We start from the raw sequence: 12,202 nt of genomic DNA on the forward strand, positions 1-12,202 counted from the left end.
ATCGGGTCGCGAGGTAGGCTGACCGATCGTGATCACCCGCATGTCGCACCTGTTCCTCCGCACGCTCCGCGACGACCCGGCCGATGCCGAGGTCGCCAGCCACAAGCTGCTCGTCCGCGCCGGCTACGTGCGCCGCATCGCGCCGGGCGTGTACTCGTGGCTGCCACTGGGACTGAAGGTGCTGCGCGAGGTGGAACGGGTGGTCCGCGAGGAGATGAACGGCATCGGCGCGCAGGAGATCTCCCTGCCTGCGCTGCTCCCGCGCGACCCCTACGAGACGACGAACCGCTGGACCGAGTACGGCCCCGGCCTGTTCCGCCTTCAGGATCGCAAGGGCGGCGACTACCTCCTCGGCCCGACCCATGAGGAGATGTTCGCGCTCACTGTCAAGGGTGAATACAACTCGTACAAGGACTTCCCGGTCACGCTATATCAGATCCAGACCAAGTACCGCGACGAAGAACGGCCGCGCGCCGGCATTCTGCGCGGCCGCGAATTCACCATGAAGGACTCGTACAGCTTCGATCTCACCGACGAGGGGCTCGCCGAGTCGTACCGCGCACACCGCGACGCATACGAGCGGATCTTTGCGCGCCTCGGCGTGAAATACGTGATCGTGTCCGCGACGTCGGGTGCGATGGGCGGCAGCGCGTCGGAGGAGTTCCTCGCCGAGTCGCCCGCCGGTGAGGACACCTACGTGCGGTGCGTCGAATCCGGGTACGCCGCGAACGTCGAGGCCGTGAAGACCCTGGCCCCCACCCCCGTTCCGATCGAGGGGCAGCCGGAGGCGGTCGTCCACGACACCCCCGACACGCCCACGATCGACACTCTCGTCACGGTGTCCTCGCAGATCCTCGGCCGCGAGGTCGACGCCTCCGAGACGCTCAAGAACATCCTCGTGAAGGTGCGGCAGCCCGGCGGCGAATGGGAACTCCTCGGTATCGGTGTCCCCGGCGACCGCGAGGTCGACGACAAGCGTCTCGAAGCCTCCCTCGAGCCGGCCGAGGTCGCGCTGCTCGGCGAGGCCGACTTCGCCGCCAACCCGTTCCTCGTCAAGGGCTACATCGGGCCCAAGGCGTTGCTGGCGAACGGCGTGCGCTACCTCGTCGACCCCCGGGTGGTCGACGGCAGCTCCTGGATCACCGGCGCCGACGAGCACGGCAAGCACGTGTTCGGATTCGTCGCCGGCCGCGACTTCACCCCGGACGGCACGATCGAGGCGGCAGAGGTGCGCGACGGCGACCCGTCGCCCGACGGAGCGGGACCGCTCGTCTCGGCCCGCGGCATCGAGATCGGTCACGTCTTCCAGCTCGGCAGTAAGTACACCGATGCATTCGACGTGAATGTTCTCGGGGAGAACGGCAAGCCGGTGCGCCCCACGATGGGCTCCTACGGCATCGGTGTCTCACGACTCGTTGCCGTGGTCGCCGAGCAGCAGCACGACGACAAGGGCCTGCGCTGGCCTGCCGAGATCGCACCGTTCGACGTGCACCTCGTCATCGCCAACAAGGACGAGCAGGCCCGCGCGGGCGCCGAGGCACTCGCGCAGGAACTCTCCGACGCCGGCGTCGACTTGCTCTTCGACGACCGCAAGGCATCGCCGGGCGTGAAGTTCAAGGACTCCGAGCTGCTCGGTATGCCGCTCGTCGTCGTGGTCGGCCGCGGTTTCGCCGACGGTCACGTCGAACTGCGCGACCGCTTCACCGGTGAGGCCCGCGAGGTGCCTGTCGCGGATGCGGTGAGCGAGGTTCTCGCAGCGACCCGCCGCTGACCCGACCGACGGCTGCCGATGAGGTGGTGACGGGGGAGACTGTGTTCCATGGCTGCTGATTGGGAACGTACAGACACCTATCTCTCCGACCTCCTCATCGGCAACGACCGTGCCACCGAGGCTGCGCTCGTGGCGAACGCCGAGGCAGGCCTACCCGCCATCGATGTCTCGCGCATGCAGGGCAAGTTCCTGCACCTGCTTGCGCGAGCGATGGGTGCGCGGGCAGTTCTCGAGATCGGCACGCTCGGTGGATACAGCACGATCTGGCTCGCGCGGGCCGTCGGCGACGAAGGACGGGTGGTCACACTCGAGTTCGAGCCCCGTCACGCAGAGGTTGCGCGTGGGAACCTGGACCGGGCCGGGGTCGGCGGAGTGGTCGATATCCGCGTCGGTCCCGCCCTGGAGTCGTTGCCGCATCTCGAGGGCCCGTTCGATCTCGTGTTCATCGACGCGGACAAGGAGAACAACTCCAACTACGTGCGTGAAGCACTGCGGCTCACCCGCCCGGGCAGTGTCATCATCGTCGACAACATCGTCCGCGGCGGTGCGATCGCGGATCCGGATCAGGACGATGAACGCGTCCGTGCGTCTCGGGATGTCCTTGCTCTGTTCGCATCCGAACCTCGCCTCGACGCGACAGCGCTGCAGACGGTAGGGGTGAAGGACTGGGATGGTTTCGCGATGGCGCTGGTCGTCCGCTGAGGGCGCTGCCGGACAGGTTCTCTCCGAATTGTCCTGATCCGCCACGAGAACCTGTTCCAGTGTCGTAATGTGCGCAGCCATGATCTCCACGGTCGTCTGGGGTACAGGAAACGTCGGGCGCGCGGCTATTCGCGCTGTCGATGCTCACCCCGCACTCGAGCTGACAGCGGTTCTCGTCCACAACCCGGACAAGGTCGGGCGCGACGCCGGGGACCTGGCTGATCTCGGCCGTGAGATCGGCGTCAGGGCGAGAGCGGACATCGACGCCGTGCTGTCCGAGGGGCCCGCCGCCGTCGTGTACGCGGCGACCGGCGACATCCGGCCCGACGATGCCTTCGCCGACATCCTCCGTGCGCTGCGCACCGGTGCCGTCGTCGTCACACCCGCGCTGTTCCCGCTGTACGACCACCGCAGTGCACCGCCCGAGATGAGAGAACCGATCCTGGCGGGGATCGCGGAGGCCGGCGGGTCGCTGTTCGTGTCGGGTATCGACCCGGGGTGGGGCAACGACGTGCTGCCGTTGCTGCTCAGCGGACTCGGCACGACAGTCGAGGGCATCCGCTGCCAGGAGATCTTCGATTACTCGACCTACGACCAGCCCGACTCGGTGCGGTACCTCGTCGGGATGGGGCAGCCGATGGACTACGAACCACCGATGCTCGCGCCGTCGATCCCGACGATGGTGTGGGGCGGACAGGTGCGGTTGATGGCGCGAGGCCTCGGCGTCGAACTCGACGAGATCCGTGAGGTCTTCGACCGGCGTGCCCTCGACACCACAATCACTACTGCGACGATGGGCGACTTCGAGGCGGGCACACAGGGCGCGGTGCGATTCGAACTGCAGGGCATCGTCGGCGGACAGCCTCGAATCGTCATCGAACACGTCACCCGCATCCACCCGAAATGTGCGCCGGACTGGCCCGTTCCACCCGACGGCGGTGCGGGTGCACACCGGGTGATAATCGAGGGACGACCGCGGATCGAAGTCAGTATCGAGGCCGACGACGAAGGCGGGAGCCGGGCGGCCGGCGGCAATGCGACGGCGGTGGGTCGGCTCGTCGGCGCGATCGACTGGCTCGTCGAGCACGAACCCGGCCTCTACGACGCACTCGAAGTTCCGCTGCGCCCCGCGATCGGCAAACTCACCGCTCCGGAAGGAGCCCCCGCATGATCATCGACATCCCCGAGGGCAAGGACCCGATCGGCTATGTCTGGGCCGAGATGGTCCCCGGGATAGGGATCCCCGCTTCCCAGTTCTCGCTTTCCGTGTACGAGCACTCGACCATCGACCTGCGTGCGTTCGAAGCCGCGCGGCTGCGGATCGCGCAGATCAACGGATGTGTTTTCTGCCAGGACTGGCGTACCGAACGGGACGGAGTCAAGGTCGAGCCCGGTTTCGACCGAGACGTCGAGAACTGGCGCACCACCGAACACTTCGACGAGCGAACACGACTCGCAACCGAGTACGCCGAGCGATACGCGCTCGATCACCACGGTCTCGACGACGCGTTCTGGATTCGGATGAAGGCCCAGTACACCGACGCCGAGATCGTCGAGTTGTCGATGAGCATCGGATCGTGGCTGGCGTTCGGCCGACTCAATCACGTGCTCGGGTTGGACTCCGCCTGTGTACTACCCCGGCACTGATCGACACGACGAATGATCAGGGTGCGCCGAACACCACGTTGCCCGTGTAGCCGATCATCCACTGCACGCCGTACTTGTCGGTGCACATGCCGAAGCGCTCCGCCCATTCCACCTTCCCCAGTGGCATGGACACCTCACCGCCCTCGGACAGTCCGCCGAACACCCGGTCGGCTTCCTCGGCGCTGTCGGCGTCGATCGAGATCGCGAAATTCGTTCCGGCGGTGACGGTACCCATCGCCTCGGGTACGTCGGATCCCATGAGCATGCTGTCGCCCAACGGGAGCGCGACGTGGGCGACGCCGTTCTTCTGTTCCTCGGTCAGCTCCATGTCGCCGGTGTCCATGTCGCTGAAGCGTGCCAACTGTAGTTCGCCGCCGAAGACGGATCGGTAGAAGGTGAATACTTCTTCGGTGTTGCCGTTGAAATTCAGGTACGGGTCGACTGATTTCATGGTGTGCTCCCATGTCGCTGTACGGACGGTCGAGCACCCGCAGTCTAGTGCGCCGATACCCCACACAACAGCCGACGCCTCGAGGCCGATGGCGTGAACCGCATATGGAAACCTCGCCGACACGTCATGCTGAAAGCGCGCCGCTGTCCCAGCGCCTTGGTGGACGACACGACTGGGGATGTCGCATGACCATCGATCTGCACGGTACGGTGCGACTCTCGCGCTCACTGATCACCCTCGCCTCCGCGGCGACGGTCGCCGTCCTCGCCGCGGGGTGCCTGCCGTCCCCGGCCGACGACCGGGTACCAGACCGGTCGGCCACTGTCACCCGTCCGGCTGCGCCCGAGGGGACGCTTCCCGACCCCCTCCGGACAGCACTGCAGGGCGCACTCGATCGGACGATGACCGAATACGGGGTGCCCGGAGCCGCCGTGGGCGTATGGGTTCCGGGTGAAGGCACCTGGATTGCGACGGTCGGCACCGCAGACATCGAGGGGGAGGTCGCTGTCACCACCGAGATGACCTGGCCACTGCGGAGTATCACCAAGTCGTACACCGTCACCCTCATCCTCCAATTGGTGGACGAGGGCACGATCGGTCTCGACGACACGATCGATCAGTACGTCGACGGCGTCACGGACGGAGACAGAATCACTCTCCGAGAACTTGCCGGGATGTCCAGTGGCAACGCCGACTACACCGACGACAGATTCGTCGAGGTGTTCTCCGAGGACCCCGCGAGGATCTTCACGCTCGATGATTTGAACAGTTTCGTGCTCGGGGCGCCGGCGCAGTTCGCACCCGGGGAGAAGAAGGTCTACACCAACGCGAACACCAACCTGCTCGGCGCTGTCGTCGAGCAGGCAACGGGGCAGCAGTTCGCCGACGTCCTCGACGAGCGCATCCTGAGACCCCTCGGGCTGGAAGGCACCGAGTACGTCCTCGACGCCGCGCAGTGGGCCGACCCACATCCGATCGGGTACGCGGCGGGTACGGGAGGTCTCGAGGAGCATCCCGACAATCTGTCCATCTTCGGGCCGGCCGGTTCCATGATCAGCAACCTCGACGACGGTCGAGTGTGGGGCGAGGTCCTTGCCACCGGCACGCTCCTACAGCCGGAGACCCAAGCCGAGAGGCAACAAGGGGCGCCGTTGGACGTGGGGCCACCGTACGACATCTATGCTCTCGGAATCGGCGAGACGGCGGGATGGTGGGGGCACAACGGCGAGGGCCTCGGTTTCACGGCGGCCATCTTCCACAACCCCGATTCGGGTGCGACCGTCGTGGTCTATATGAACGAATCCGATGTCGTGCCGGAAGCCCACCCTGCCGATCAGATGTTCCGCCGTACGGCCGAGATCCTCGGATCGGGCCGGTAACCCATGGTCCGCGACGCCTACGTCATGTGACACCTCGAGGTCCTCAGGACCTACCGGGGAACGGCACCGACGGCGGAACGATGCCGAGGTGCGTCCGCCAGTGTGCGGCCCGCACCGCAGTGTCCGTGAGTGCCTCGATTGCGTTCGCCCGGACCGGTTCGCTTCGAGCGCGCTCGACCACCGAGCGCCACGCGACCGCGGTGTCGGTTTCGATCTGCAGTGCGAGTTGTGCGGCACTCGCCGGGTCGGTGACAGGAAACGGCACCGTGTATCCGGGTGCCGCGACCGGCGGTTCGACACCGACAGAGATCAACGCGTCGATCGTGGCGTCGCGCCGCGCACGATGCGCTGCGGTGTCGTTCGCGACGTCGTCGGCACGCGCCGGGTCCGCGAATGCGGACACGACGCCGTACCCGAACACAGCGGAGTGTTCGGCCGCGAGGGCATCGACGAGGGATTGCTGTTCGGGACCGAGCTCGGGCGATGTCACGGCAGCAGCACCGCCGTCTCGACCGCGCACGCGGCACTGACGGAGGCGAGCAGTCCCGCGCGGAACCCTTGGAGGCTGCGGCCGACCTCAGCCGCGCTGCGCTGCGACTGGCTCAGGCGCTCGCGTAACAGTTCGACGGTCGGACCTTCTCCGGCCGCAGCGGTCGTGGTCGTCGACGAGGGAGGGGTGTAGCTCGTGGTGGCACCTGCCGCGCGAGCGATCTCGGCTTCGAGCGCGTCGGCGTGTGCCGTGCGCTCGGAGCTGATCGTGGTCAGTGATTCCGCGAGGTCGGGGGCGAGAGCAACCAGGGCGGTCGCGGTCGACGCATCGGTGCGGGCACGCACAGCCTGGGAGAGCAACGGGTCGGGTTCCTGCTCGCCGTCGTCGGTGATTCCACACCCGGTGACGACCGCCACCGAAACTCCTCCTGCTGCAGCCGAGCACCATCGCAACAGTGTTCGTCGGGACATCGAGGATCGCGTCACTGGCATCGGCACCGGACCATCCTGCCAGCCGGGTGTGACGGATATCGACCCCGGGCTGGTCACGGAGCGGCGAAATGCACGTTAGGCTGGATATCTGCCGGTGCGTCCGTCCGGCCGCTGTCCGCTGCGATCACAACTGAACGAGGAGCCCGCTCACCATGCCTGTGCCACCCCCGGAGAGGATCGTCGAGCTCGTCACCGATCTTCTCGACAACGAGGGCTACGACCTCGAGGACGTGGTCGTGACCGCCGCCGGAAAGCACAGCACCGTTCGTCTGATGGTCGACAGTGATGCGGGCCTCGGACTCGACGAGGCGGCCCGCCTGAGTCGTCTGGTGTCCGAAGCGTTCGATTCCGTCTCCGATTTCGGGGAGTCCCCGTACGTCCTCGAAGTGACGAGTCCGGGCATCGGCAGGCCGTTGACGCTCGATCGGCACTGGCGGCGCGCTCAGGGGCGCAAGGCTCGGATCGAGACGGCCGACGAGACGTTCGTCGCCCGGGTCGGCGAGCTCGTCGGCGACACCATTCGAGTGGTGGCCTCCGACAAGCAAGGCCCTTTCGTTCGGTCCTTGCCGCTGTCCGACGTACGCAAGGCGGTGGTCGAGATCGAGTTCTCACCCCCGAATGCGCGCGAGCTGGAACTGGCCGGTGGACTGCCGGACGGGCGCGTGCAGGCCGGTGAGATCGACGAGAACGCGGTCGGCGACACGGCAGACGACGACGAGAACACGGTGGACGACGGCACCGAAAGCAACGAACAGAGGATGGATAAGTGAATATCGAAATTGCGGCTCTGCGGATGCTGGAGTCGGAGAAGAACATTCCGTTCGACGAGCTCATCGAGACGCTCGAGACGGCGTTGCTCACCGCCTACCGGCATGTCGACGGACATCAGCCGCACGCGCGGGTCGTGGTCGATGTCAAGACCGGAGCGATCCAGGTGCTCGCCGAGGAGCGCGACGAGGACGGCAACGTCATCGCCGAATGGGACGACACCCCCGAGAACTTCGGGCGCATCGCCGCGACCACCGCCCGCCAGGTGATCATGCAGCGGATCCGCGACGCGGAGCACGAGCAGCGGTTCGGTGAGTTCTCCACTCACGAGGGTGAGATCGTCAGCGGTGTCGTCCAGCGCGACTCCCGCGCCAACGCCCGCGGCATGGTGGTCGTCAAGATCGGCGGCGACACCAGTGCCACCGAAGGGCTGATCCCGCCGGCCGAGCAGGTCCCGGGAGAGAGCTACGAACACGGCGACCGCATCAAGTGCTACGTCGTGGGTGTCTCGCGCGGCCAACGCGGACCGCAGATCACGCTGTCCCGTACGCACCCGAACCTGGTTCGCAGGCTGTTCGCACTCGAGGTTCCCGAGATCGCCGACGAGTCCGTCGAGATCGTCGCGGTCGCGCGGGAGTCCGGCCACCGTTCGAAGATCGCTGTGCATTCGGTAGTGCCCGGGCTCAACGCGAAGGGCGCGTGCATCGGACCGATGGGTCAGCGCGTGCGCAACGTGATGCGCGAACTCGGCGAAGAGAAGATCGACATCATTGACTTCGACGAGGATCCCGCGAAGTTCGTCGGCAACGCATTGTCGCCGTCGAAGGTGGTTTCCGTCACGGTCGTGGACCCGGATGCGCGCGCCGCACGGGTGGTCGTTCCCGACTTCCAGTTGTCGCTCGCGATCGGTAAGGAAGGGCAAAACGCACGTCTCGCGGCGCGCCTGACCGGGTGGCGAATCGACATCCGGAGCGACGCCGCACCCGTCGAGGCGGAGGATGCCGGTGACTCCCCGACAGGCAGGTGAAGGTGGGATGCGGGATTTCGGGCAAAACAGCGGTACAGTGGTCGATGGTTCAGCATGACCTGCCCTCCGTCGGCTCGGAGCGCACCGGCCCGGTGCGCACTTGCGTCGGATGTCGGCAGCGAACGCTGGCTGCCGAACTGCTGAGAGTCGTGGCGCGAGGCTCGGAACCGGAAGGTTTCGTGGTCGTCCCCGATTCGGGGCGCAGGCTTTCAGGGCGAGGTGCATGGATGCATCCCACCGTGGAGTGTCTGAACCTGGCCGTTCGGCGTCGAGCATTCGGCAGAGCACTGAGGGTGTCCGGAGGTCCGGATATCTCAGCGCTGGATCAGCTGGTCGGGTCCATGGCGGAGAGGTCGCACAACGACCCCGACGGCAGGACACCAACAGTGACATCGAACTCTGAGAAGAACAGGCACGAACACTCATGAGCACACCGTGAAGCACCAGCGATGAACGTCCATCGGAGATAACCCGAGGTCGTGCGGGCATTGGCCGCTCGACCTCATCAGTGAGGAGAGCAGTGGCAGGCAAGGCCCGCGTGCACGAGTTGGCAAAAGAACTCGGTGTCACAAGTAAGGAACTACTCGCAAAGCTCAAGGAGCAAGGCGAGTTCGTGAAATCAGCATCCTCGACGGTGGAGCCGCCCGTGGCCCGCCGTCTTCGCGAGTCGTTCGGTAAGGCGCAGAGCGCCGATGCGCCGGCCGCGAAGGCCGCACCCACCCCGGGCCCCCGCCCCGGCGCACCGCGCCCGGGCCCCCGCCCGGCAGCGCCGACGCCGGCCGCACCGACTCCCGCGCCTGCAGCTCCGGCGCAGGACGCAGCGGCGAAGGAAACCCCCGCGGCACCGACTCCTTCGGCACGGCCGAAGCCGGGCGCCCCCAAGCCTGCAGCTCCCACGCCCGCAGCTCCGGCTCCCACGCCTGCGGCTCCGGCTGCGAAGGCGGCTGCACCCGCGCAAGAGCAGGCTCCCGCTGCGACGCCGGCACCGAAGCCTGCTGCGCCGGGTCCCAAGCCGGCTCCGCGTCCGGGTCCGAAGTCCCCGCGCGTCGGTAACAACCCGTACTCGTCTGCTCCTGCCGAGCGGCCTGCTCCGCGTCCGGCAGGTCCCCGTCCGGGTCCCGGCGGACCTCGTCCGACTCCCGGTCAGGGTGGCCCCCGTCCGACTCCCGGTCAGGGACGTCCGGCGGCCGGTGGCCAGCGTCCGGCACCGGGACAGGGCGGTCCCCGTCCGGCTCCCGGTCAGGGTGGACCTCGTCCGTCTCCCGGCTCCATGCCTCCCCGTCCGAACCCGGGTGCGATGCCGCAGCGTGCTGCACGCCCGGCTGCTTCCGGTCGTCCGGGTCGTCCGGGCGGCGCGCCCGGGGGTCGTCCCGGTGGTGGCGGCGGTTACCGCGGCGGCGGTGCCGGTGGTGGCGCAGGCGGCGGCGCGGGTGCCGGTGCAGGTGCTCCCGGTGGCTTCCGCGGCCGTCCGGGCGGTGGTGGCGGCGGTGGCCGCGGACGCGGCGGTGCAGCCGGTGCGTTCGGTCGTCCCGGTGGCGCTCCGCGTCGTGGCCGCAAGTCGAAGCGGCAGAAGCGGCAGGAATACGATTCGATGCAGGCGCCCGCCGTCGGCGGCGTGCGGTTGCCGCGCGGCAGCGGTGAGACGATTCGTCTCGCCCGCGGAGCATCGTTGTCCGACTTCGCGGAGAAGATCGATGCGAACCCGGCAGCACTCGTGCAGGCGTTGTTCAACCTCGGCGAGATGGTCACCGCCACTCAGTCGGTGAACGACGAGACGCTCGAGCTGCTCGGCTCGGAGATGAACTATGTCGTGCAGGTCGTCTCGCCCGAGGACGAGGACCGCGAGCTGCTCGAGTCGTTCGACATCCAGTACGGCCAGGACGAGGGCGGCGAGGAGGACCTCCAGCAGCGTCCGCCGGTGGTCACCGTCATGGGCCACGTCGACCACGGTAAGACCCGACTGCTCGACACGATCCGTAAGGAGAACGTCGGCGAGGGCGAGGCCGGTGGCATCACGCAGCACATCGGTGCCTACCAGGTCATGACGCACCTCAACGGTGAAGACCGCCTGATCACGTTCATCGACACGCCGGGCCACGAAGCGTTCACCGCCATGCGTGCCCGCGGTGCGAAGTCGACGGACATCGCGATTCTCGTGGTCGCAGCCGACGACGGTGTCATGCCTCAGACGGTCGAAGCGATCAACCACGCCCAGGCGGCCGACGTGCCGATCGTGGTCGCGGTCAACAAGATCGACAAGGAGGGTGCGAACCCTCAGAAGATCCGTCAGCAGCTCACCGAGTACGGTCTGGTCACCGAGGAGTACGGCGGCGACACGATGTTCGTCGACATCTCCGCCAAGCAGGGTCTCAACATCGACCAGCTGCTCGAGGCCGTGCTGCTCACCGCAGACGCATCTCTCGATCTGCGGGCGAATCCCGACATGGAGGCGCAGGGCGTCGCCATCGAGGCCCACCTCGACCGCGGTCGCGGTCCGGTCGCTACGGTGCTCGTTCAGCGCGGCACCCTGCGGGTCGGCGACTCCATCGTTGCCGGCGATGCGTACGGCCGCGTTCGTCGCATGGTCGACGAGCACGGTGAGGACGTTCTCGAAGCGTTCCCGTCGCGTCCGGTTCAGGTCATCGGCTTCACGTCGGTGCCCGGCGCCGGCGACAATCTCGTCGTCGTCGACGAGGACCGCATCGCCCGCCAGATCGCCGACCGGCGCAATGCGCGCAAGCGCAATGCGCTGGCCGCCAGGAGCCGCAAGCGGATCAGCCTCGAAGATCTCGATGCGGCTCTCAAGGAGCACAACGAGCTCAACCTCATCCTCAAGGGCGACAACTCCGGTACCGTCGAGGCCCTCGAAGAGGCCCTCATGGGTATCCAGATCGACGACGAGGTGCGCCTGCGAGTCATCGACCGCGGTGTCGGTGGCGTCACCGAGACCAACGTCAACCTGGCGTCCGCATCGAACGCCGTGATCATCGGCTTCAATGTCCGCGCCGAGGGCAAGGCAACGGAGCTCGCGAACCGCGAGGGCGTCGATATCCGCTACTACTCGATCATCTACCAGGCGATCGACGAGGTGGAGAAGGCCCTCAAGGGCATGCTCAAGCCGGTCTACGAGGAGGTCGAGCTCGGCCGCGCCGAGATCCGCGCGATCTTCAAGTCGTCGAAGGTCGGTAACATCGCTGGTTGCCTCGTGCAGTCGGGGATCGTCAAGCGCAACGCCAAGGCACGTCTGCTCCGCGACAACAACGTGATTGCGGAGACCGTCACGATCTCCTCGCTGCGGCGTGAGAAGGACGACGTCGTCGAGGTGCGTGAGGGCTACGAATGTGGTCTGACGATCACCTACTCCGACATCAAGGTCGGCGACGTGATCGAGGCCTACGAGTTGCGCGAGAAGCCGCGCGACTGACACATCTCGGCCGGTGGCGGTGGACGACCATGTCGTCCGCCGCCACGGGCGT

At 67.0% G+C, this 12,202-nt stretch carries 12 protein-coding genes; 9 read left to right on the plus strand and 3 right to left on the minus strand.

Translation table 11 applies throughout. The features are described 5' to 3' along the window. Nucleotides 1-28: 28 nt before the first annotated feature. The 4 genes from MWU77_RS15035 to MWU77_RS15050 all read left to right on the plus strand — a co-directional run bounded on the left by MWU77_RS15035 (nucleotide 29) and on the right by MWU77_RS15050 (nucleotide 4,120). Nucleotides 29-1,771 (plus strand): proline--tRNA ligase, encoded by a 1,743-nt coding sequence (locus MWU77_RS15035; RefSeq protein ID WP_247274151.1) that lies wholly within the window; start codon nucleotides 29-31, stop codon nucleotides 1,769-1,771. Between the two features lie 48 nt (nucleotides 1,772-1,819). Next, nucleotides 1,820-2,473, plus strand: coding sequence for an O-methyltransferase (locus MWU77_RS15040; RefSeq protein WP_247274152.1), 654 nt, complete (start codon nucleotides 1,820-1,822; stop codon nucleotides 2,471-2,473). A gap of 79 nt (nucleotides 2,474-2,552) precedes the next feature. Further along, complete coding sequence (locus MWU77_RS15045) at nucleotides 2,553-3,644, plus strand: dihydrodipicolinate reductase (RefSeq protein ID WP_169688712.1); 1,092 nt, start codon at nucleotides 2,553-2,555, stop codon at nucleotides 3,642-3,644. Continuing rightward, nucleotides 3,641-4,120 carry a carboxymuconolactone decarboxylase family protein gene (locus MWU77_RS15050; RefSeq protein ID WP_247274153.1) on the plus strand — a complete coding sequence of 160 codons (480 nt, stop codon included), beginning with the start codon at nucleotides 3,641-3,643 and terminating at the stop codon, nucleotides 4,118-4,120. The genes MWU77_RS15045 and MWU77_RS15050 overlap by 4 nt, the downstream gene beginning before the upstream one ends. A 16-nt stretch (nucleotides 4,121-4,136) precedes the next feature. Here MWU77_RS15050 and MWU77_RS15055 read toward each other — a convergent pair whose 3' ends face one another. Further along, on the minus strand, nucleotides 4,137-4,571 hold the full coding sequence (locus tag MWU77_RS15055) for a VOC family protein (protein WP_169688714.1): 435 nt from the start codon (nucleotides 4,569-4,571) through the stop codon (nucleotides 4,137-4,139). Between the two features lie 185 nt (nucleotides 4,572-4,756). On the opposite strand from MWU77_RS15055, the gene MWU77_RS15060 reads away from it, so the two are divergent. Next, a complete protein-coding gene (locus tag MWU77_RS15060) occupies nucleotides 4,757-5,950 on the plus strand; it encodes a serine hydrolase (protein ID WP_247274154.1) in 1,194 nt (397 codons plus the stop codon). A 43-nt stretch (nucleotides 5,951-5,993) separates the two neighbouring features. Here MWU77_RS15060 and MWU77_RS15065 read toward each other — a convergent pair whose 3' ends face one another. After that, nucleotides 5,994-6,440 (minus strand): ferritin-like domain-containing protein, encoded by a 447-nt coding sequence (locus MWU77_RS15065; protein WP_169688716.1) that lies wholly within the window; start codon nucleotides 6,438-6,440, stop codon nucleotides 5,994-5,996. Continuing rightward, a complete protein-coding gene (locus tag MWU77_RS15070; RefSeq protein WP_374229881.1) occupies nucleotides 6,437-6,856 on the minus strand; it encodes a hypothetical protein in 420 nt (139 codons plus the stop codon). The genes MWU77_RS15065 and MWU77_RS15070 overlap by 4 nt, the downstream gene beginning before the upstream one ends. Nucleotides 6,857-7,083: 227 nt before the next feature. Between MWU77_RS15070 and rimP the strand changes: the two genes are divergently transcribed. The 4 genes from rimP (at nucleotide 7,084) to infB (ending at nucleotide 12,150) form a co-directional block, all read left to right on the plus strand. Beyond that, a complete protein-coding gene (rimP, locus tag MWU77_RS15075; RefSeq protein ID WP_169688718.1) occupies nucleotides 7,084-7,701 on the plus strand; it encodes a ribosome maturation factor RimP in 618 nt (205 codons plus the stop codon). Next, the gene (gene nusA / locus MWU77_RS15080) at nucleotides 7,698-8,726 is read left to right on the plus strand and encodes a transcription termination factor NusA (protein WP_169688719.1); all 1,029 of its coding nucleotides are present in this window, start codon (nucleotides 7,698-7,700) and stop codon (nucleotides 8,724-8,726) included. Before rimP ends, nusA begins: the two co-directional genes overlap by 4 nt. Nucleotides 8,727-8,770: 44 nt before the next feature. Then, nucleotides 8,771-9,154: a YlxR family protein gene (locus tag MWU77_RS15085; RefSeq protein ID WP_169688720.1), complete on the plus strand. Its 384-nt coding sequence runs from the start codon at nucleotides 8,771-8,773 to the stop codon at nucleotides 9,152-9,154. A 92-nt stretch (nucleotides 9,155-9,246) separates the two neighbouring features. Then, complete coding sequence (infB, locus tag MWU77_RS15090; protein WP_169688721.1) at nucleotides 9,247-12,150, plus strand: translation initiation factor IF-2; 2,904 nt, start codon at nucleotides 9,247-9,249, stop codon at nucleotides 12,148-12,150. The last annotated feature ends 52 nt before the right edge of the window (nucleotides 12,151-12,202 follow it).

The sequence above is a fragment of the Rhodococcus sp. F64268 genome, from assembly GCF_023015605.1.
Lineage (GTDB): Bacteria > Actinomycetota > Actinomycetes > Mycobacteriales > Mycobacteriaceae > Rhodococcus.